The 21,378-nt window shown below is 39.1% G+C and carries 24 protein-coding genes and 3 pseudogenes; 23 read left to right on the top strand and 4 right to left on the bottom strand.

Annotation, left to right across the window (positions count from 1 at the left end):
- Positions 1 to 37: 37 nt before the first annotated feature.
- A complete protein-coding gene (locus MNQ98_RS14035) occupies positions 38 to 262 on the top strand; it encodes a hypothetical protein (RefSeq protein ID WP_044876916.1) in 225 nt (74 codons plus the stop codon).
- A 1,082-nt stretch (positions 263 to 1,344) separates the two neighbouring features.
- Here MNQ98_RS14035 and MNQ98_RS14030 read toward each other — a convergent pair.
- Positions 1,345 to 1,851, bottom strand: coding sequence for an RrF2 family transcriptional regulator (locus MNQ98_RS14030; protein WP_208914048.1), 507 nt, complete (start codon positions 1,849 to 1,851; stop codon positions 1,345 to 1,347).
- 221 nt (positions 1,852 to 2,072) lie between these two features.
- Here MNQ98_RS14030 and MNQ98_RS14025 point away from each other — a divergent pair, with 221 nt between their 5' ends.
- From MNQ98_RS14025 to MNQ98_RS14000, 6 genes and pseudogenes are all read left to right on the top strand, one after another.
- On the top strand, positions 2,073 to 2,732 hold the full coding sequence (locus MNQ98_RS14025) for an FMN-dependent NADH-azoreductase (RefSeq protein ID WP_241933714.1): 660 nt from the start codon (positions 2,073 to 2,075) through the stop codon (positions 2,730 to 2,732).
- Positions 2,733 to 3,059: 327 nt separating this feature from the next.
- Positions 3,060 to 3,363, top strand: a pseudogene (locus MNQ98_RS29885) (MFS transporter); the annotation flags it as partial.
- Positions 3,364 to 3,596: 233 nt separating this feature from the next.
- Positions 3,597 to 4,526 (top strand): DMT family transporter, encoded by a 930-nt coding sequence (locus MNQ98_RS14015; RefSeq protein ID WP_241933713.1) that lies wholly within the window; start codon positions 3,597 to 3,599, stop codon positions 4,524 to 4,526.
- A 121-nt stretch (positions 4,527 to 4,647) separates the two neighbouring features.
- Positions 4,648 to 4,902 carry an SDR family oxidoreductase gene (locus tag MNQ98_RS14010; RefSeq protein WP_241933712.1) on the top strand — a complete coding sequence of 85 codons (255 nt, stop codon included), beginning with the start codon at positions 4,648 to 4,650 and terminating at the stop codon, positions 4,900 to 4,902.
- 80 nt (positions 4,903 to 4,982) lie between these two features.
- Positions 4,983 to 5,276: a MazG-like family protein gene (locus tag MNQ98_RS14005; RefSeq protein WP_208914052.1), complete on the top strand. Its 294-nt coding sequence runs from the start codon at positions 4,983 to 4,985 to the stop codon at positions 5,274 to 5,276.
- Positions 5,277 to 5,697: 421 nt separating this feature from the next.
- Positions 5,698 to 5,937 carry a hypothetical protein gene (locus MNQ98_RS14000; protein ID WP_241933711.1) on the top strand — a complete coding sequence of 80 codons (240 nt, stop codon included), beginning with the start codon at positions 5,698 to 5,700 and terminating at the stop codon, positions 5,935 to 5,937.
- Between the two features lie 291 nt (positions 5,938 to 6,228).
- Here MNQ98_RS14000 and MNQ98_RS13995 read toward each other — a convergent pair whose 3' ends face one another.
- The gene (locus MNQ98_RS13995; RefSeq protein ID WP_241933710.1) at positions 6,229 to 6,624 is read right to left on the bottom strand and encodes a hypothetical protein; all 396 of its coding nucleotides are present in this window, start codon (positions 6,622 to 6,624) and stop codon (positions 6,229 to 6,231) included.
- A 211-nt stretch (positions 6,625 to 6,835) separates the two neighbouring features.
- Between MNQ98_RS13995 and MNQ98_RS13990 the strand changes: the two genes are divergently transcribed.
- From MNQ98_RS13990 to MNQ98_RS13965, 6 genes are all read left to right on the top strand, one after another.
- Complete coding sequence (locus MNQ98_RS13990) at positions 6,836 to 7,492, top strand: Type 1 glutamine amidotransferase-like domain-containing protein (protein ID WP_241933709.1); 657 nt, start codon at positions 6,836 to 6,838, stop codon at positions 7,490 to 7,492.
- Positions 7,493 to 7,963: 471 nt separating this feature from the next.
- On the top strand, positions 7,964 to 8,122 hold the full coding sequence (locus MNQ98_RS13985; RefSeq protein ID WP_241933708.1) for a hypothetical protein: 159 nt from the start codon (positions 7,964 to 7,966) through the stop codon (positions 8,120 to 8,122).
- Positions 8,123 to 8,315: 193 nt separating this feature from the next.
- A complete protein-coding gene (locus MNQ98_RS13980) occupies positions 8,316 to 8,525 on the top strand; it encodes a hypothetical protein (protein WP_241933707.1) in 210 nt (69 codons plus the stop codon).
- Positions 8,526 to 9,006: 481 nt separating this feature from the next.
- Positions 9,007 to 9,273 (top strand): CD3324 family protein, encoded by a 267-nt coding sequence (locus MNQ98_RS13975; RefSeq protein WP_241933706.1) that lies wholly within the window; start codon positions 9,007 to 9,009, stop codon positions 9,271 to 9,273.
- Between the two features lie 179 nt (positions 9,274 to 9,452).
- Positions 9,453 to 9,971 (top strand): GNAT family N-acetyltransferase, encoded by a 519-nt coding sequence (locus MNQ98_RS13970; RefSeq protein ID WP_241933705.1) that lies wholly within the window; start codon positions 9,453 to 9,455, stop codon positions 9,969 to 9,971.
- A gap of 272 nt (positions 9,972 to 10,243) precedes the next feature.
- Positions 10,244 to 10,630, top strand: coding sequence for a site-specific integrase (locus MNQ98_RS13965; RefSeq protein ID WP_241933704.1), 387 nt, complete (start codon positions 10,244 to 10,246; stop codon positions 10,628 to 10,630).
- A 178-nt stretch (positions 10,631 to 10,808) separates the two neighbouring features.
- Here the strand turns inward: MNQ98_RS13965 and MNQ98_RS13960 are convergent, their stop codons facing one another.
- Positions 10,809 to 10,925 carry a dienelactone hydrolase family protein gene (locus tag MNQ98_RS13960; protein ID WP_241933703.1) on the bottom strand — a complete coding sequence of 39 codons (117 nt, stop codon included), beginning with the start codon at positions 10,923 to 10,925 and terminating at the stop codon, positions 10,809 to 10,811.
- 188 nt (positions 10,926 to 11,113) lie between these two features.
- On the opposite strand from MNQ98_RS13960, the gene MNQ98_RS13955 reads away from it, so the two are divergent.
- The 8 genes and pseudogenes from MNQ98_RS13955 to MNQ98_RS13925 all read left to right on the top strand — a co-directional run bounded on the left by MNQ98_RS13955 (position 11,114) and on the right by MNQ98_RS13925 (position 17,632).
- On the top strand, positions 11,114 to 11,686 hold the full coding sequence (locus MNQ98_RS13955) for a PadR family transcriptional regulator (protein ID WP_241933702.1): 573 nt from the start codon (positions 11,114 to 11,116) through the stop codon (positions 11,684 to 11,686).
- Entirely contained in the window at positions 11,670 to 12,650 is a 981-nt protein-coding gene (locus MNQ98_RS13950) for a BtrH N-terminal domain-containing protein (RefSeq protein WP_241933701.1), read from the top strand. Before MNQ98_RS13955 ends, MNQ98_RS13950 begins: the two co-directional genes overlap by 17 nt.
- A 214-nt stretch (positions 12,651 to 12,864) precedes the next feature.
- Positions 12,865 to 13,629 (top strand): GIY-YIG nuclease family protein, encoded by a 765-nt coding sequence (locus MNQ98_RS13945; RefSeq protein WP_241933700.1) that lies wholly within the window; start codon positions 12,865 to 12,867, stop codon positions 13,627 to 13,629.
- Positions 13,630 to 13,707: 78 nt separating this feature from the next.
- Positions 13,708 to 14,637: a hypothetical protein gene (locus MNQ98_RS13940; protein ID WP_241933699.1), complete on the top strand. Its 930-nt coding sequence runs from the start codon at positions 13,708 to 13,710 to the stop codon at positions 14,635 to 14,637.
- Positions 14,638 to 15,136: 499 nt separating this feature from the next.
- Positions 15,137 to 15,564, top strand: a pseudogene (locus tag MNQ98_RS13935) (recombinase family protein); the annotation flags it as partial.
- A gap of 220 nt (positions 15,565 to 15,784) precedes the next feature.
- Complete coding sequence (locus MNQ98_RS13930) at positions 15,785 to 16,711, top strand: serine hydrolase domain-containing protein (protein WP_241933698.1); 927 nt, start codon at positions 15,785 to 15,787, stop codon at positions 16,709 to 16,711.
- A gap of 153 nt (positions 16,712 to 16,864) precedes the next feature.
- Positions 16,865 to 17,011 (top strand): annotated as a pseudogene (locus MNQ98_RS29880) (hypothetical protein); the annotation flags it as partial.
- 33 nt (positions 17,012 to 17,044) lie between these two features.
- Positions 17,045 to 17,632: an ankyrin repeat domain-containing protein gene (locus MNQ98_RS13925; RefSeq protein WP_241933697.1), complete on the top strand. Its 588-nt coding sequence runs from the start codon at positions 17,045 to 17,047 to the stop codon at positions 17,630 to 17,632.
- A gap of 338 nt (positions 17,633 to 17,970) precedes the next feature.
- On the opposite strand, the gene MNQ98_RS13920 is transcribed toward MNQ98_RS13925, so the two are convergent.
- Positions 17,971 to 19,302, bottom strand: a complete 1,332-nt coding sequence (locus tag MNQ98_RS13920; protein WP_241933696.1) for a hypothetical protein — start codon at positions 19,300 to 19,302, stop codon at positions 17,971 to 17,973.
- A gap of 245 nt (positions 19,303 to 19,547) precedes the next feature.
- Here MNQ98_RS13920 and MNQ98_RS13910 point away from each other — a divergent pair, with 245 nt between their 5' ends.
- Both MNQ98_RS13910 and MNQ98_RS13905 read left to right on the top strand, forming a co-directional pair.
- Positions 19,548 to 19,676 carry a hypothetical protein gene (locus tag MNQ98_RS13910; protein WP_241933695.1) on the top strand — a complete coding sequence of 43 codons (129 nt, stop codon included), beginning with the start codon at positions 19,548 to 19,550 and terminating at the stop codon, positions 19,674 to 19,676.
- A gap of 294 nt (positions 19,677 to 19,970) precedes the next feature.
- Positions 19,971 to 21,335 (top strand): MFS transporter, encoded by a 1,365-nt coding sequence (locus MNQ98_RS13905; protein ID WP_241933925.1) that lies wholly within the window; start codon positions 19,971 to 19,973, stop codon positions 21,333 to 21,335.
- Positions 21,336 to 21,378: the final 43 nt, after the last annotated feature.

Below are 21,378 nucleotides of genomic sequence, written 5' to 3'. Positions count from 1 at the left end.
CTTCATTTATCTTAATTGGAAAAGAGGTTTTGAATCAATGAATAGCAATATTATTTGGGGGATAGTATTATTAGCGCTGAGTTTGTTTCTTAAGCCATTATTGGCGATTGTGGGGCTGAATGAAAGGTTGTTCGGATTGCACTGGCAAGGTGAAACTGTGTTTTCATTGAGTCCATTCTTAGTTCGGATTATTCTAGCAGTAATTGGGATTATCATGCTTATCATCGGCGGTATGCAAGTTGCAAAGCAGAAGAATAAATAGTTGCAAGGATAGAGAGCACAACAATTGATCTTGCTACAATATTGAACATTTATAACCAAGGTATTGAAGACCGCAAAAAATTATTATAATCCCCAAACGGGGATTTTTTAATGTTCGTAGAACAAAAGGAGCCAGTGAGGCTCCTTTTGTTTGTAATTATCACGATTTACGAAATGTGACACATCTCGAAAGAAGGCAGTAATGGCTACTTTTGTCACAGGACAAGAACATAGTCTCATTGCTGATTTGTTAAAGTAGAGTAAACAAAGCTCAATAGTTACACATGAATTAGTACCTAAAAGTTTTAACAATACACCGATACGGGGAGATAAATCAACTCATTATAGGAGAAAGGGAGCGACTGATTATTATATCTGACGAATGAAAGGTAGTCTAGAATTTTACTTGAGACAAGAACTTGTACCGATTGTCATGAGTCTTAGTTTGGTAAATTAAAACCAAAAATTCAAATTCTTTCCGAATGGAACGGACAAAGAAGGCAATGGAATTGTGCTGATTGATATCCTTGGCTACGCTTCATTAAGCAAATTTTGTTTTTCTAATCCAAACAAAATCCTTTAGCGTCAATGAGAAGTGCCATGACGATTTGGGCTGCTGACTTCAACTATGAATTTAATCTCACCATGCAATAAATAGATTATAGAATCCTTCAATTAATGCTAAAAACTAAATGACAGTAAGATGAGATATACTCAAGTTATACCTTCAGAAATCGACAAAAAACAACTTTTGTCTAATGACACAAAGTTACCTACATATTTAAAGTAAAGAAAGCCTGATGGATCAGGCTTTTTGTTATTTATGTAGGAGAAATTGTGTCATGAAAAAATGCACAAATGTGCCTACATTGTAGGATAATGACACAAATCTTGAACTAGGATTGGAAACCGTTAATGCGATCACTCTTTTTCTATCATAAAATTATTCATGTTTCCTATCCGATAATCCGAAAATTTCAGGCTGTCGAGGTTGGTAACTGATAAAAAATATATAAAGCCCTGAAAATTTGCAGAGAATTTTCAGGGCTTTGTTTATATTAATAATTACGTTATTAAAATGAGTCAGTTTGTGTTTTTTCTTATAAAGTATTCTCGGCTATCTGTCCGCAATTTTTCTGGTAAAACGTGATTAAGTTCATCATTTAACCATGCAAGGGTCTTATTACGAAGAAACTCACGCATATACTCTTCTGCCTCAAGCATAGTTAAGTTAATTGTACAAGAAGAATTGGCGGAATTACATGAAGAGCATTCTTTATCTAAATGCATAAGATTATTCTTCAAAATATTTTTACATTGAAAAATAGGTTTTACTCCTTCAACTGCTTCTATTACATCCCAAAAGGAAATTTCTTCGGGGGATTTAGCTAATTTATAACCACCCTTTACACCAGGTGTAGAACTCACGATACCAGCCTTTGATAATTTACCAAAAACTTTTGAGAGATATGTTTCTGAAAGCCCTTGAAACTCTGAAAGGTCTTTTATTCCAATACTTTCCTCTTCGGGTACGTCTATTAAATAAACAAGGCTATGCAACGCATATTCAACCATAACACTATACTGCATATAGACTCACCTGCTTTCACTGTAAAAAGGCTATCAAAATAATTATTATAAGCCCTAAGTGTTTTTTTGTAAATTACCAAAACTAACTTTAGAATATTGTCTGTAGAATTTGACAAAAGACTATGTAGCATTTATATTATTGATTATGTTAATCGTCGATTAATACGATCGACAATAAAAAAATCAATCTAGGTACGTTTCATTCAAGGAGGAAAATACTCATGAGTAAATTACTTATCATCAATGCACACCCAAATTTTGATTCTAAAACCTCTGCAAGTCTGGATGTGTTTAATTACTTTTTAAAAGTTTACAAAGAAAATCATTCAAAAGACGAAGTCATTGAACAAATTAATCTGTACGAAGATGAAGTACCCCTGTTAGATAAAAATGTACTTAGCGCATGGGGGAAACAAGCAGAAGGAAAAGAATTAACAAGCCAAGAAAAAAAAGTAACAGACCGCATGAGTGAGATATTAAAACAATTCAAAAGTGCTAATAAGTACGTAATTGTTTATCCAATGCATAACTTTAATATCCCCTCAAAACTAAAGGATTATATGGATAATATAATGATTCCAAGGGAAACGTTTAAATATACCGAGACTGTAGCGGACAATGGAAGAATGTCTGTCGGTCTTATCAATGATGGAAGAAGTGTGGTTGTCATTCAAGCTAGTGGATCAATATACACCAATAATGACTTTTATACCGAAGTGGAGTACTCACATAAATTTTTGAAGTCCATGTTTCATTTGATTGGAATCGAAGATTATGAAATCATTCGAGTACAAGGAGTTGGTGTTCTGGACAGAAATGAAGTATTACAAAAAGGTTATAAAGAAGCTGAGGAGCAAGCTTTAAAATTAACAACTAAATAGGAAAATATTGAGGCAGCCGATCTTATGATCGTCTTTCGTTGATTAGATAATTTTATTTCCAGATAGGAACACGCGTTTATCTTTATAACAAATAAAGGGAAGCTCAAGCTATCTTCCAGCTTAAGCTTCCCTTTATATCATTTCCTTTTCTATTAAGCACCAACAGCTTGCAAACTAAGCGTAGTGGCATCGACGTTCAACTCAATTCTCCACTTTTCCACTATTGTGATAGTATTTCTCCGATTTTAACCCCAAACGTCCGGCGAAATTGCAGAAATCGACAAGAAACTCATTGAATTCAAATATTTGCTATCTCAATTAATGATACTAGGCTATCCTGATAAGCTGAGAACGAAAATTTTCAAGCGCGTATATTTTACCTGCGTTAATCGGCCCTTATATCGCCGGGCTTTTAGCTCAGCACTTGTCCTGGAGATTTGTTTTTTGTCTGGTGCTTCCATTCATTGGCTTGGCTGTCTTACTGACTCTCCCCGCTTTCCGCAAACTTTCAGTAAGAGAGAAAGGGGTCAAAAAAAGCGGCGGTAAAGAAGTATATACGGTGTTGTTGGCTATTGGAACGGGCTTGCTGCTGACCGGACTCGGGTTTATAGCCGATTGGAAGGGGATAGCTTGGCGCCGTAAAATGCGACGGCGGCCTGAACATTCCGGATGGCGAAGTGTACACCGCACCGGTTCGTGATTACGTTCTGACGATCCGCCTTTTTGTACATGTTTGTACCGGTACAGGTTGTCTTTAATATTGTAAGCAGTTAGTTAGTGGTTTCGGTTTCGGTTATGCTGAACTCAGTTAGCCGGCCGGCTCTTAGCATTGATAATGAATCCAAGCAAAGGCGATGATTAAATATGACGCAAAGAAAAATTATTTATCTATGTGCACTATTATACGCGTTAATTATTGGTTTTTCCTTTCTGTTTACGAAAGTGGCGCTCGGCGTATCGAATCCGATCGATACGCTTGCATATCGTTTTACAATCTCATTTTTATCCATCCTGATTCCGGTTGCGGCGGGCTGGGTTCAATTGGGGCTCCACGGGAAAAAAGTGTGGCGCCTTCTGCTTATCGGACTGTTTTATCCGGCGTTGTTTTTTGCCTTCCAAGCCTTCGGCTTGGTGTATGCAAGTTCGTCCGAGGGTGGAATTATTCAGGCTTCCTCGCCGATCTTCACTATGGTTCTGGCAGCGTTTTTTCTCAAAGAAAGAACGACTTGGCTGCAAAAATTGTCCGTCCTGGCCTCCGTCGGCGGGGTCGTTTATATCTTGATGATGAAAGGAGCATCGCTTAACGTGGCCAATTCGAAAGGCATGGCGCTGCTTCTGCTGTCATCGCTTATGCTTGCCGTCTACAGCGTGCTGGCCCGGTCGCTGAGTACAGAATTTACGGCGCTCCAAATAACTTTTGCCATGATGGCTTTAGGATTCATTTGCTTTAATGCAATGTCCATCATCAACCATGCAACTCATGGCACACTGCCTGAGCTGCTCGAGCCGATTAAAAATAGAAGCTTCGTAGTCGCTATTTTATATATCGGAATTTTGTCGTCGCTGGTCAGCGCGCTGTTATCCAATTATGTGCTGTCCAAAATCGAGGCTTCCCAGATGAGCGTGTTCGTCAATGTGGGAACGCTTGTTTCGATATTGGCGGGCGTTGTCTTCTTGAATGAGCAGCTGGCCTACTATCACATCATAGGTGCAGTGTTCATTATTGGCGGCGTGCTGGGTGTCAATTACCGTGGGCGGAAGCGGCAGACGCTGAAAGGCAAAATGTCCGCTTGACGCTCTTGTCACAGCTCTTGTATCACATCGTCTATTCTAAGAAGCGTTTAAACTAAGAGGGAGGATCTATGCATGAAAATTGTTATTGCAGGGGCCAGCGGCGCTTTTGGAAGGCCCCCTATTGGTTAAGGCGGGACATGTAGTGGTTGGACTTACTCGCAATCCGGGGAATTTGGAATTTCTTCACTCGGAAGGTGTTCAGCCTGTACTGGTGGACGTCTTTGATCGTGAAGCCCTGTTTGCTGTTCTGCGCGAAATCAAGGCCTGGGACGGATTTCTGGCAGGATGCGTGATGTCATTGATCTCATTCAACTTGCTCAGAATGGTGATAGACCATATGATCGACCAAGGCTTCATATCCTGCCCGTTAGCATAACATGGCTGCCGATTTATTCATAAATGGCAATAATAAAATTAAAATAACTTCAGAAATAATCAAAGAAAGAGGCGGAAATATTGGAACAGCTGCTAAAAGAAATTAAGTTACTCAGTGAAAAGGAACCAAAAACATTAGAGCAAATGGCATTAAAGCTATCAGAGGAAGTTGGCGAAACCTCTCAAGCTGTACTATCTTACATAAAAGCAAGCGGAAGTAAGTACAAGCAATTAGGAATCGAAGATGTAAAAGAAGAATGTATTGATGTTATTTTAGTAGCCTTAGCTATGTTTTACAAATTATCCGAAAACGATAAGGAATTATACGAGTTAATTAGGAAAAAAATGGACAAGTGGGAAAACAAAATCAATTGACGGCGAAAAAAAGGATAATTACAACATTTCCCGAATAGAATCGAATGTTCGGCGAAGAAGAGGTAACCTCGAAAAAAACCGAACTTTTCACGGATGCCCAAATCCGTTTGGTTAGAGTGTTTCGGAATATATAACCAATTAACATAAACCCTTGTCCACGCACCTGAACAAGCTATTACATACGATACATCATAATTTATTTTGATTAAGCAGGTGAATCAAAATGTCATGTTCGTGTGGATGTGGAGGAAAGAAACGCAACAAATCCAAATTACGCAAAAAGCATTGAACTAACGGGCAGGATAGTTCAAAAGTTTCACGAATACCCTACATATGAAATTATTTACGAAGTTCGTGAATAAGACGTTATACGACACTTGCTGGAAACTATAAAAATATATTAACGAAGTAGGTGGTATATATGAATGATCAAACACTTCTAAAATATTATTTGAATATGCAGGAACCGGAAGCTTATCAATGGAATATGTCACCGAGAAGTTTGTATCTTGAGTTTGAAACACGAGACTTTTTATCAAGAAATTTTGAAGTCTTTGTTGGCATGAAAGCTTGCAATATTGGTATTGGAGTCGGCAAATGGGATGATTATTTAGGATGCTTTTTGAAAGGAAACGGCCAATTAAACGAGTATAGATATTGATCGGGAGATATGTGAGATATTTGGGTTTAGGCAGCGAAGAGAGGGTCACACGAATCCACTGTTGTAATATGTAGCGATTTTTTAGGGTGCGAGCTTCCTGCAATGGAATATGATTTGGTTACAATGATTGGATCTGCACTAAATGAGATTGGGGTATACCGAAAAACATTTGAAAAAATTAGTAAAATGATGAAACCTAATGGACAATTCTTGTATATGGATTTTAATAAGTATCACAAGAAAGAAGAACTATTAAGCAAATTAGATGATTTGAATATGGAATTAGAACGATTAGAAGAATATGATCGGTATCCGAGTATCAGTTTTTATTGTATGAAAATTAGAAGAACAGATTAGCCTTTTGTAGTTTATTCGAAGATGCAGCATGCGTCGTATAACACAGTGTTCCAGCTTCCGGCTGACGCCGCTCGGTCTGCCTGAGGAATTTCGAGGAGGTAATTCAAGCAGACACATCGATTCTCCGTCTTCAAAAACCTCAGTAATTAACAATTTTCCAATTGAATTCAGGTATTCATACATGGCTTGTACAGTTATTAGATCATATGGTCCTACATCAGGCCCCTCTGAGAAATGAATAACTTCAAGATCTTGATACCATTGAAGTGCAAGCTTACAGTCTTCATATAGATTTACCGGGCGAAGCCTAATTGGGTTTTGATTATCCATGATATTGTTCACCTTTCTCTGTTTTCGGTAATTTCGGCTAACGTTGTTGTGTTCTTGACGTCGATTCCCCTTAGATAGCTCTTATCTTAGGGCAATCTATTACATTTGGCACCGCAAACGGGGCATATTGAGAGTTTTGTGTTGGTGACAAGAAAACAGAATGAGTAACGCAGGAAATTAATGTTATTTACACTTTGCTACGGGGGTACTTATGAAAACTCACTATTATTTAGGTTGGTTTAACAATTTTTTTCCAGAGAATCTGGACAAGGTGTTACAGGAGGATATAACTGATAGAAAATCGCTTGCTATGATTAGCTCGAATCCATTTTTTTATGAAGATGATGGTGCTACTGAACGCTCGTGGCTTGACCAGGCCGGCATTACGTTTGATGAATATCATTTAATTAACTATCGCGTACAGAAGGAAGATGCCCAAACGTTAATTCAAAATGCTTCAGTCATTTTCTTGTTGGGTGGAAATACTATTAAACAAAATGAGTTTTTGATGGAATATGAATTGTCGGATTTGATTAAAAAAAGCAGAGCCGTTGTGATGGGAGCAAGCGCTGGTGCGATCAACATGTCCGCTAAATGGTTATGCTCGAAAAACTTTGGCTATACAGTTGAAATAAGCTCTGTTTACGACGGAATCGGCCTTGACGATTTTTCCGTCCTGTCTCATTTTGATCTTGAAAATAACATTGCATTGGTTCAAGGCGAACTGTCTCCCTTATCGGAAGAAATGAATATTTATGCGTCGAACAAAGATTGCGCTGTACGTGTAAAGGGAGACAAAATCGACATTTTAGGCAATGTATATTTAATTTCGCACTCAAAGATTCAGAAATTGGATGAGACGCTCTAGTTGTGGTGAATGGCTATGGCTTAACTGAATTAATTTCTTTATGCAAAGCTTCTATTTTAAACCAACAATTGTGGAGCAACAAAAAAATAATCAAACTTTTTTATAAAAAAATGAGTCAACTGAAAATATTAAGAGCGTGTTTTGATCAATCTTTTTTCCAAAACACGCTCTTTTCTTTGATCATTTATCAAGGTTATTAACGAGTAGCCTTTTAAGGTCTGCTAGTGAATCCATTATAAATCGTTGTCGAGGGACAAGAACATGGTCCCATTGAAAGTCGCTATTTTAGCGTTTTTTTTGTTTTATCGGTACAAGTTCTTGTCCCGAGCAAAGGACAAGAACTTGTACCGATTGCCGTAAAGGACAAGAACATAGTCCGATTACCGATTAGATAAGTATTTAACTACTTATCACTGCTTTAATTCATTAAGCTAACGGGCAGAATAATTCAATTATGGATTACAGTTTTTTATGGGCACCGCGACATGGATGAATATACCTCCGCCAAGCGCCGCCTGTTGGATTCAGACTGCTGACGACTTTGCCGTCTTAAACGGCGATAATCCGGCGACTGCCGCATTGCGGGGGCGGGGGCGGGGGCGGGGGCGGGGGCGGACCAACGGGCAGTAGAATTCAATTTCGTGTTAAAATAAATTGTGGAATAGTTACCCATATGGATTTGGAGGAATGCTCGTGGCATGGCCAACTCATATTGTTGCTTGAAAATGGTTTAAATACAATTAAAGCAATATAATTATTTTGAATTTTCATAAGAGGATTTATTTTCAGTGGTTGTTCATGTTAAGGGAGGTGAAAAATAGCTATGCGTAAAAAAGATAGGAACGTAACAGGTATTGTATTGGCCGTAATTTACTGTGTTGTTCTTTTTGAGATTTTAATTGATGCACCCCCTGGTGAAGCTCCAAATAATCCGCCTTGGGCATACGCAAAGATTCCACTTGGAGCTGTTGCAATCACCCTTCTCTTTGATTATGTGATCAAGTTCGATTTCTTCAAAAAAAAGAAAGAGTGAAGGGAGTGTTATAAATGACCGGAACCGGTACGTACATGTGTCGGGGGAAAAGTAGATGTTCCCTTTGAAAGTCGCAATTAGCGGCTTTTTTTGTTTTTACGGTACAAGTTCTTGTCCCGAGCCAAGGACAATAACCTAGTCTGATTACCGATTAGATAAGCATTTAATTACATTTCACTGCTTTAGTTCATTAAGCTAACGGGCAGGATAGCTTAATACAGATACGATTTCCTAAAGGAAATCTATCAGTATGCATCGAATATACTATTATAGTAATGTAACCTAGTGGACACAAACACGAGGAGGGTCAACGTGGGAGGATCAAGAATTAGCTCTATGCAAAGTCTAAACTATGAACAACGGCGGTTGTTTGTATAGGGCAGAAAATATTTACCGCCTTCATTTCTTGTATGGAAATAAATGTTTGTAGAATAGACTTTGCTACCTTTAAAATTTCACAATTTTAAGGAGCAGAGCTATCATGAAATATGTAAATGCTGAAATCATTTTTCCAGAAGAATTGCTAATGGAGATACAGAAATATATACACGGTGGAATTGTGTATGTCCCTAACCCTGACGGAGTACGCAAGAAATGGGGAGAAAATTCAGGGAATAGGAATTATTTGAACCAAAGAAACAATAAGATCCGTTTAAGTTTTTCCGAAGGTATGACGATTAATCAACTCTCGGATCGATTCTGTCTTTCCTACGATAGTATTAAAAAAATTGTTTATTCAAAAAAATAGATTCTTAAAAGTCACATTGGATTAATTTCTGATGTGATTTTTTTGTGCAACAGATTATTTCTATTTGTTTTTAATATATATCGGGTAGTTGCTAATTGTTATTATTTTCATACTTTTCCGGCTCACATGGAGGTAGTAGAAATAGAAAAAACAATATATTAATCGGAGGATGAGATAGAATGAACATAGAATTCAAAACAATAACGGAATCAGAAAAAACAATTTTCGAAAATTTATTTAACTATTATTTGTGTGAGCTCTCCTTGTACTCGCTTGAAGAAGTTGGTCCCGATGGTAAGTATGAAATGGAAGATATACCACAATATTACATAGATGATCGACTGTTCCCTTATCTTATTACTGTGGACAATAATGTAGCTGGATTTATCTTAGTCGTTTCCCCGCCCTATGTTTCAGAAGGCATCGACTATTCGGTACAGGAACTCTTTGTTTTACCCAAATACAGAGGGACTGGTATTGCCAAAAAAGCTACTATGCATATATTTAAACAATTTAAAGGTCACTATAACATTGGCATGTTTAGAACGAATACAAGGGCAGTTAATTTCTGGACACATTTATTATCTTCTCTCGATGTGGACGTTCAGATCGATGCAGACTCTTTTGTTAAGATTGCTGGAAATGAGCTTCCTGTGATGGATATAAGTTTTAGTATTTCAGAAAAGGCGGATCTCTAAAGGCTGAGACACAGATACTGAGCATTGCAAGAGAGACTGTCCTTAATGACGAGAAATTTTATTTTCACGATGATATGTCTGACGACATTCCTATATTAAGTGAAAGTTATAAGTTAGGTGTTGTTTCAGAGATTGAAATGAGGTTATAAAGGGTGATTTCGTTAGTATCAATGAATTTATATCAACTAGTGGCTAAATTGGAAAGACAATTTTGGGAGTTATTCAATATTAGAAGCAAACTAGATTTAATAGCTCTAATAGGAGGTTTTGTTATGATCTTAAGTGAGTTGTGGCGACTGTATGAGACTGATAAACGTATCCAAGGATTTAGTCCGAAAACATTGAAAGCATCCGCTCTCCAGCACAAAATGCTGATGAAGGAACTCGGTGACCTGGATATAACCGAGATAACTTTAACTCTGCTGAAGGAGTACTTAGCGAAGCAATCTAATCGGTTGAAGCCAGCCAGCCGTGAAGACAACTGTAGAGCTTTATTCGTAACCGATACACATCCGAGTAGACGAATGGCCATTCCTACGATCAGGTGGGCGTTGAAACGGCTTGCAGGCCGAGGAGAGCTTGAAGTAAATCTATATCCGCATCGATTTCGTCATACCTATGCGTGCCAACTAAGTCATTTTGGTTATTCTGCCCTGTAATTTAATCCCTATCTCCAGTCTAATACTATATTTTCTGAGTTTATCAAGAGCTAACTTTAAAAAAGTCAGATAAAATAAAGAGTTCTACATATTGTACATGACTAATATGTGAAACTCTTTATATTTAACTATCGTTCTCCGTTAGCTTAACTGACTTCCCGCATACAGGAGTTTGCTCTCAGTCATTTAACCGCCTGAGGAATTCAAGTACACGTTGCAACAGCAACGCCGTCGCGTCAGCGTCATACGACGGCAAACTGCTTTCCGCGAAGTAGTGTTGATCACCTGGGTACAAAAAAAGATCGGCATGTTCGGTCGATGCCGCGAGCTCAAGTGCCGCCTCAAGACCCGTACATTCGGAAGTTCGTCAGTTCCTGATTTGAACATTCTCAAGCTGTAGTTTTCTAGCAGATTCGGTTTTGAATTTTTATTACACCTATGTTATATTCCATATATGAAATACTCAAGATAAGGAGTCTCTCTATGCATACATTATCGAATGTCGAATTCATGCTCCTGCAAATGATCGCGGAACATCGTCAAGCTTCCGGATACGATATTATGAAGTTAGTCGAGCAGCGAGGTTATAAAGAATGGGCGAATATCGGTACAACTTCGATATATGCAGGATTGAAGAAACTTAGCGATAAAGGATGGATCTCACCTGAGACATCCGACGAGAAATCCGGCAAGGGGCCAACGCCGACCCGGTTTGCCCTCACCGAAGTGGGTATACGTAAGCTGAGAAATGAAATTCTTGATAGTCTGTCGTCTACACGGGAACGTGACAACCGCTTCGATCTCGGTTTGGCCGCTTTGCCCCATATCGGGAAGGAAGAGGCCGTCATTGCTTTACGGAAACGACTGGATTTTCTTGGACAAGCCTCGATAAAAATAAGACAGAAGTACGAATCACAAGGCGGAGCTAGCTTGCCGCTGAACGTAAGGGCATTGTTCTTGCATCCATTCAGCTTAATCGAGAGCGAGCAAGCGTTCGTTAGCCGTTTAATACATGAATTATTGGAGGAGGCAAGTAGACATGGTCAAATTTATTGAAGGTTTCATTCCTTATCAAGGCGAACATTGCGAAACAACCGCCATGGGCAATTTAATGCAATATGCGGGAGTCCGCTTGTCTGAGCCGATGTTGTTCGGACTCGGGCAAGGGCTTGGATTCATATACTGGGATTCGAAGGGAATGGACTTCCCCTTCATCGGAGGAAGGGTAAAACCGGATAAACTGACCGCTTATCTCGCCGAACGACTCGGCTTGAACGTCAGATATCAAGAAACCTCGTCCGTCAATAAGGCGTGGCAGAACGTCCGAAGCAGCATCGAACACGGCATTCCGGTTGGGCTTAAATTAGATGCCTATTACTTGGATTATTTTAAGAACAAAGTGCACTTCGCCGGTCACTATGCGGTACTTTACGGTATAGATGACGAATACGCCTACATGGCGGACACCAGACAACAGGGTGGACTTGTGAAGACGCGTTTGACAAGCTTGGCCGCTGCCAGAAATGCAAAGGGACCCATGAGCTCCCGGAATCGTTCCTTTACGATCGAGCCAAACGACGCATTGCTTCCGCTTGTTCCTGCTATACGCGAATCCTTGACCATGAATGCGCATGACTATCTGAACCCGCCCATTCGGAATATTGGCAATAATGGCATTGTTAAAATGAGCAATGAAATCTTGAAGTGGCCTTCTCGCAGCAACAATTTCGAACATGATTTATGTCTTACCGCGACGCTAATGGAGCGGGCGGGAACCGGCGGCGCTTTATTTCGGAATCTGTATAGGGATTATTTGAGAGATTGTGCTGATCGGCTGGAGGACCCGAGGATCGAACAAGCCCACTGTATGTTTACAGAGATCGCTCCAATGTGGGTTAGCGTCTCTGCTTCAATCGACCATGCAGGAAGAACAGGTGAGCACCAAGAGCTCGTGCATGCGTCTAAGCTGTTGCTCGAGATTGCGGATAAAGAACGCGCAGCCATGGAGCTATTGTTGTGATAGCCTTACACTTACATTGAACGGAATCATTCCTTTCGGCATGCATGCTTTAACCCAGTGTCAGCTTAAGCACCTCACGAGGGTGCTTTTTTTCTTACCATACTTGGGGTCAACGAGCGTAATCTGCCCGTTAGTTGAATAGGGCAACATACTAAGTGAGGATACGTATAAAGGGACATTAGGAAATCCGTTGAGCCAGAATGGGTATACTTATGTGGAGAATAATCCGCTGATTAATATTGATCCAACTGGATTTGCTCCGGTACTGATTGGTTACATTTATATTATTGAAGGACCGTACAATGGTAAAAATGAAACATATATAGGATCTACAGCGCAGGATATTAAGAAACGAATGGGAAATCATAAATGGAAACAAATGGTTAAACATCCTGATTCCACCGTAAAAGCTATTGAAGTAAATGCTGAACTTGACATAAAAAATTCGGGTAAAGGCACCTATTTTAGTGCTAGAAATGAAGCATTAAGGGCTGCCGAGCAACAAGTAATTAATAAGTATAGAGATCAAAAGATAGACTTGAAGAATATAGATGAAGCCGCTACAGAAAAAAATTCACCTGTTTGGAAAGCTCGTCATTCAGTTAAATTCGATATGAACTCCGTAAAAATAGCTTTAAAAGGTGGTAATAGAGTAAACTCTGTCTTTGGAGTATTCGATTTTTATAGTATGGTTATGGATGTGAGAAAATCACAATATGAATACGCTCCTTATTATATGCAGGACGAAGGGGGAGTGTTTACTATTGGGTACTCGAAAGCAGGGTGGTTTTCTAAAACTAAGTATCATAAAACCTATCAGTCAGGTCCGTCTAAAGGAAATAAATTGTATATTGATAAGGAAGAATACAATTTTTGGAAGGGCGAGGGAGAAGCTCTTTGGGGATATTTGGATGCATGGGGATATTTTGTTCCAGGACTATTCAACCCCGTACTACCAGGTGCAGAAATAGTTATATAGTGGTGTGAAGTAATGGCCCAAATGAAACTAGGTTTCATTTGGGTCACCAAATAACTTTGATCAGAAAGGATGAACATCATGTCAGAAGAGCTAATAGTAGATGAGGCTCGATTTGCACAACTCGCATCTATAGAACCGCAATATGACAGCTTGAGGATAACCAATCCATCGGAAATACAAGTAGATGGTGAGGCTTTGATTGAGCATCTGAAACGGATGAAAGGCATTGATAAATTTGAAAAACTGATAATCGACTATAATTCTTCTTTAAAAAATCTTAGTATAGTAAGCGCATTTACTAATCTGAAGATTTTGTATGTATATGGACAACATATTCAATCATTTGATGGGATTGAGTCGTTTACTAAAGGTGAATATATTAAAATTAGAACCCACTCCAATCGTCGCAGAGATATCTCTCAGCTTTCTAATACAACAGTAACTGGCATTGATCTTTATGTAGAGCGAAAAGAGGATTTAACTGCTATTGCTGGGTTCAAGTATCTTAAAACAATAGACATCTATCGCTCGATGGAGCCTGATTTAGAGGAATGGAAAGACGTTCATTTTGAAAATTTGTCATTTAAGAAATGCAAATTTAAAGAATTAGGAAATACAGCAGCAATATCAGGTTTAACTACTATAAATGTATTAGGTTGTCGTAGTCTAGAACGTTTTACAGGGAATAACCGGAGGATTAAAAGGCTGGTTGTAGATGACTGCAAAAAGCTGGATTTACGTACGTTAAAGACTTTTGAGGGAATAGAGACTTTAATAGTAAACAGCTGCCCGAATGAAATGAATCTAACAGAGATCGGTGGGCTTAAGAATGTTAAGCACATTGATTTTATTTTATGCGAAGTGCAGGTTGATCTAATTCATCTAAAGGAGTACTTTCCTAATTTAGAATCACTGCATATCTCACAGATGAAAAAAGACTATGGAATGCAATTGAAGGAACTAAATCCTAATGTGGAGATTTCAAGTAGATCTTTTAGGCTTGTGTAGCAAAATGGACGGAGATTGGAAAAGGTCCCCGTCCATTTTTTCTCTCTACAACTGTTGATGTCGAGGGACAAGAACATTCTCCCATTGAAAGTCGCTATTAAAGCGGCTTTTTTGCTTTAAGGGTACAAGTTCTTGTCCCAAGCCGAGGACAAGAACTTGTACCCATTGCCGTAAAGGACACGAACTTGTTCCGATTACCGATTTGATGATGATCTAAACAGATGTACATCTTGTAGGCATTTGTACGATCATGCATGAGAATGGCCGAATAAAAATATTGAGGGTACAAGAACATGATTAATTTTGCTGCATTTTAATTCAATGATGCTTCTCTGTTTGCTATCTGTTAGAAAGAGTTTAAGAGGGGATCATCAGCCGAACTTTTTTTCAGATCCCTTTACAGGAAGTAGATGAACTTACCATAAAATTTTTTAACGATAATCCAAATCCGATTACAAATGTTGTGATGTTAGTCGCATGTTGTGTAGGTACAAGCAGGTTAGGGGATTTACAGGAAGGTGACATTGTTTATGTTACAGACTTAACTCGGATCACTCGAAGTACGCAGGATTTATTTGAATTGATTGATATAATACGAAGTAAAAAGGCAAGCTTAAAATCAATCAAGGATTCATGGCTAGATTTATCAGAGGATAATCCATACAGCCAGTTCTTAATTACAGTAATGGCTGGTGTTAACCAATTAGAGCGAGATCTTATCCGTATGCGTCAACGTGAAGGGATTGATCTGACTAAGAAAGAAGGCAAGTTTAAAGGTCGGTTAAAGAAATATCATAAAAATCACGCAGGAATGAATTATGCAGTAAAGCTATATAAGAAGGAGGTATGACTGTAAATCAAATTTGTGAAATTACAAAGGTGTCTAGGGCTTCATTATATAGAAAGCTGTCGGAAGGGAAACAATAATCGTTCCTTATTCCATTAAAGGGCCATTTAATGGAATAAGAATCTAAAGCAAAAATATTTTTGATAACATTGGTATGAAGTTTGTGAAGCATTACATTTAAACAAGTTATCACTAATGTTATAATTTATCTATGTCAATACATTTAAAACTACTACTCATTAGTAGGATTATACGAATTAAGGATTGTTAAGAAATATATATTTAATGGAGAGAGTTACAATGAATAATGAATTATTGAATGATTTGATTTTATCTGTAAATAGTAAGAATCTTCATGTTCTGAATGTAATTGTTAGGCAAAATGGAAATATAATTGCAAAACATGATTTTGAAGAAGAAAGGCCTGCTCTTTTATATTCAGTAAGCAAAACATTTACATCAATGGCAGTCGGTATTGCCATTAGGGAGAGCTACTTTAAAATTAATGACCATGTTATAGATTTTTTCTCAGATATTCAACATGACCCAAATCATGAATACCTAAAAGAGATGACTATTCATGATTTGCTTTGCATGGGAACTGGACATGCAGAATGCCCAATTATGAAGGCTGATTGGAGTAGTGGTCAGGAATGGGATATTTCACAATTATTCTTTGATGAACCGATTGTATTTAAACCAGGTACTCATTTTACATATAACAATGCCGCAACCTATATGCTTTCAAAAATCATAAGTATTACTACAGGAAGTAACTTGGATGAATACTTAGATAGAAGAATATTTAAACATTTAGACATACCAAAACCTAAATGGGAGACATGTTCAAAAGGAATTCCACAGGGATTCTCAGGTTTATATTTAACAGCAGAACAATTATCCAGATTCGGGCAATTAATTCTCGATAAAGGTGTCTGGAAAGGTAAGCAACTGATTCCTTCAAGTTACATTGAACAAGCAACATCTGTCCAAATAAAGACCAACGATTTTAATCCTTATTTTGCTACGGCAGACCATCATCAAGGATACGGCTATCAAATATGGATGAACTCTTGCTCTAATTCATATCGTATGGATGGTTTATATGGTCAATATGTTGTAATGTTGCCAGATAAAAATGCAGTTATAACATATATTTCAAATGAACCACAAAATATGACAGGTGTTCTTGAACTTACATGGGAGACATTAATCGATAAACTATAATCTTATCGAGGATTATGTGTTGTTATGTTAATACGCATTCTTCTTATTATATGTTTCTATTAGCTTGTTCAAGTAAACAAGCTAATAGAAACATATTGTTATGCCATTAAAGGGCGCTTTAACGGAATAACGAAAAGAACCTAATTTCTCAATATAAATGTTGAGAAATTAGGTTTTTTAAGTGGGAAAATCCCTAACGTTGTAAATCCGCATTTTCCTGACGCTACCCCAATAAATGATCTTTACCAAGGGTCTTCTGCTCTTCATGAAGCCATTTTTACCGGTGAAATCGAGATCATTCAACCTTTGGTCGAAGCGGGTGCTGACATTACTTTGAAAAACATATCCGGCGAAAGCCCTTTTTTTGTAGCAGCCGATTTAGCCAATGTGAAGGCGATTCATTATTTTTTGGATAAGGGAGCCGATCCAAACGAGGTAAATTTGGTAGGCGATACTCCAATTATCAAGTTTGCCGTTCGAGGTGGCATTCCCATAGATATTTTTCTTGAAGTATTGGACCGAATGATAGATGAGGGTGCAGACCTAACGATAAAGAATAATCATGGGAATACTTTTTTTTCTAAGGTTAAGCCTATGGTAGAAACACAGAAAACCCTTAAAAAGATAGAAAAGTGGCTACCAGCTAATCAAAGGGATGAAATTAAAGTGTTGGATACACTGGGTAGTCATCCAGACTCTAGTGTTTACAGAACAATTTATGGAGATATTTTAGGGTGCCCGAATAGTGGGATGGGGGCAATGGTTGTAAGTATAGATGGAGTTATTCATGCTATTAACGGTACTGCTATTGGATACTATAAAAATCTCCCTGAATATACAGGAGAACACTTTGATGAGTATGTCTCGGCTTGTATAAAAGGGATAGAAGAAACAAAACTGGATCTTATAATCGAACCTTGAGTGATTATTTAATGCTTATCCTGCTCATAGTCTTCGATTAGCAGCATGAGGAATGAGTTGTATTTGTTATTCCGCAATAGCGCTGGATCCTTGAGTTTAACAATATATAGAGCTTAAAAGATAATATCAAGTGAAATATAAACACCGAACGTGTATTAGTTCACAAGGAGATTCAGGATATATTCTTCGTCGAAAATAGGCAGAGGAGATGGTGCCCGGCAGGAACCTAGCATATAGCCATCATTTTATTAGATGGAGCGGGTAAAGCCCTTGGATTAAATTCAAGGGCTTTTTTAGTATGCATTAACGTATGGAAGGTTAAGTCTAATCCACTCTTATTAAAGTAAAGCCAGCTCGATCATGGCCTTTCGCAAACCTGATGAGATCGGGTTCGGGTTCCGAATAGGTCCCATCACTAATCTAGCTTTATGACGAATTTCTTCGAGTGTTTGTTTCGAAAGACGGGCCTTATTCGCACTTAGAATCTCAATCATCTCCTGAGCTACTGCAACCGGCATATCGTTTGTAATCATATCAGTTAATGATGAGGGATCTGCAACAAACCCTAGTGTCGACTTGGCTTCATACGTAGGTGTAACGGATGTTGCTGCAACCATAGGCTTAGGCTGAGAACTCATGTGATGGTCTTCCTGGTCGAGCTCATTTCTTTGCTTGGCTAATTGCGTCTGCTCATGCTCATATTTTATACTAAGTCTTTCCAAGCATCCTCTCATAACTTCGGCCTCGTCATCTGCCCACCACTGGAATCCATCCCGCTTCTTTGAAAGAGATACTGCTTTCTCTAAAGATATCGCTGCACAGTGGATGCGAAAACCAAACTTCGCACTCGAAGGAGTGAACCTCTGAATCCATGCTTTTCTTTCATTAGGGTCTATGTAAGCTAAGCTAAATACCTCGTATTTTTGTGAACTGGACGTTCTGTTACTAAAGTTGTTCCTATACACACTGAACAATTCACGAAGGACAAAGGACTCCCCAAAAGTTTCCATGAATTCATTAATGAAATCACTCCAATCCTGATCAATGGAAGAATGAACTTTCATTTGACTCTCTGCTAGATACAACGAAATCATCGATCGGTTTGGTATTTCTGCAATCCAAGAAGCATCTATAAAATAGAACGGCTTAAAGCCGGCAGCCTGATATGCCGCTGTCCGTTTTAGAATATAGTTGTTATATGACTCATCTTCTCGAGCTCCCGTCACATAATCTATAGCCCACTTTTCCCCCGAAGGGAAGAGCAAAATGAAATCAGGAACTATATGAAGGGTGGACCGATACATATAACCTTCTTGAACGAGAACACCATGAGTTTTCACTTGTCCTTCAAGATATGTACGAAGGATCGCTCGACCCACTTGGTGAGTTTTATTACTCTCATGTTTGTTCACACGACGAATATATTTTTCATAATTGTCCGCACTAGGGCAGCGTTCGCCTTCATGCCGAAAGTGTGGCGACCCGTCTCGAAGGACTAAAACTACCTGCTGACTGCAGCACTGACAACTAAAGTTCCTCTTACGAGAATGAATACGATACTTTTCTTCTAATTTTTGAATGATAGTACTTTTGGAGGAACCAGCCGAGGCCTCAGCGCTCCATTCCTTAGCGATATCAATCTCCTGATCAAATAGAATTGCGGTTTCCATAATATTCACCTCTGGATTAACCGAAAGAGCGAACTCCGTTATCAATGCCTATATGCTAGATTTCTTCGATATGTATCTGAAAAATCAAGGCGGAATCTTAATGAAAGGACCGGATAGCCGCTTTCCGGAGGTGAAGTTCGTAACCTCGCTATTATAAATTACGGAACAGGCTACCGATTTTGATATGCTCCCCTTCAAGTAGACAGGTTTAATAAATAAACCGCTACTTGAAGGGGAGTTTTCCTTTGTCTAAGAAGAACGAATACAATGCGATTGAGAAACTAGCCATCGTACAGGAGTTAAAAGCAGGACAGAGCAGCCGTGTGGAAGTAGCAAAAAAACATAACATCAGCGTTACGACCTTAGTGAAATGACGACATCGCTATGAGTTGTACGGAATTGAGGGGTTAGAAATTCATTCCCACACTCGGAGTTATTCTGCAGAACTTAAACTTCAAGCGGTACATATCCGTTGAAGTACTCAACTTGCTTCTACCAATCCTACTTTTTAAAGTTTTTCCTTTACAAAGTAGGATTGGTAATTTATATTAAGGGCGTGGAACAGGTTTAATTTTCCATTAATTCATGTATTTATGGAGGTGGAAGTGACAAAGAACAATCATGTTGGGATATTCGATACCCAGTACAGGGCGGTGACGATTGGTATTATGCTGGTTCTGGCAACCGTAGCTTTTGAAGGGCTGGCTATAACAACAATTGCCCCGAAATTGGCACAAAGCTTGCAGGGCATTCATTTGTATGGTTGGATCTTCAGTGCATTTTTGTTGTCTCAGCTTGTAGGGACTCTGGTCATGGGGCAACAAGTTGACAAACGGGGCGTTTTTACATCCTTGCTTGTCTCTTTCAGTGTTTTTGTGATAGGTACCGTAGTTGCGGCTATTTCTCTTCATATGCACATGCTTATTGCCGGAAGAGCTCTTCAGGGTTTTGGAGCGGGAGCGCTGATCACATGTGTGTATGCCTGTGTAACGTTGCACTACCCGGATGCTCTTCGTACTCAAATCTTGGCAGCATTCTCCTTGGCCTTTGTTCTGCCTTCCTTAATTGGACCTTATATGGCAGGTCTTATTGCCTCCTATGTCTCGTGGCGATTTGTTTTCTGGATTGTATTACCCTTGCTTGTATTGGCCATTAGTCTAACATACCGCACGTTCCGTAATTTGCAGCTCAAACAAGCTTTGACTGATTCAACCCAAACAGCCGATACGAAGATCATCCAGGCAATTCTACTTGCCATTGGAACGGGGCTGTTACTCACGGGGCTCGGAATGATTACCGTTTGGAAAGGAATGGCACTCGCTTTTGGTGGATTAATCGTCATGGTTCCGCTAATGCGCAAACTTCTGCCCCTAGGCACTTTTTCGGTGAAAAAAGGGCTGCCCGCAACGTTGCTTTCCAGAGGGCTGTATGTCGCTTGTTATTTTGCAACGGAGAGTTTCGTAATCCTTGCACTAACCGAAATGAAGGGGTTATCGGCAGACCTTGCTGGCCTGATTGTAGCAGCAGGCTCTCTAAGCTGGTCCGCTGCCGCGTGGTTACAAGCGAGACTCGATGTACGAGATCGCGGTGTTGGCCGCAAGCACAGAGTCATATTGGGAATCGGGATCATGATTTCTGGAACTGTACTTGTGATGCTAGCGCTTTTCATGACAAACAGTGGAGTTACACTCATCTTGGTCTCACAAATGATTACAGGGTTCGGTGTTGGATTAGCCAATCCTACAACTGCAGCCATTTCTTTACAACATGCCGAACAGGGGAAAGAGGGGAAAATGTCCGCCAATCTCCAATTCGTAGATTCCTTCTATGTGGCAGTGAGCATTGGTGTAAGCGGTGCACTGATCGCCTTGGCCGAAACATTGCAGTGGGGCATATCAACGGGAGTTTTGATGGTGTTAGCCCTCCAATTATTATTTGTTTTGTTAAGTTTCTTAGCATCCTTACGAATCACAGAACTCGTTCATCAAGAACATCATCCGATAAGCCATGCGAAGGAGAATCTTCCCATGTAACAGATAACGGATCGTCGTTAAATCCATCACGAAGAACGGGGTG

Origin of the sequence: Paenibacillus sp. N3/727, assembly GCF_022637315.1 — a bacterium.
Lineage (GTDB): Bacteria > Bacillota > Bacilli > Paenibacillales > Paenibacillaceae > Paenibacillus_AQ > Paenibacillus_AQ uliginis.
Note: the sequence above shows the minus strand (reverse complement) of the source record. Positions and strands in the feature narration are given on the sequence as shown.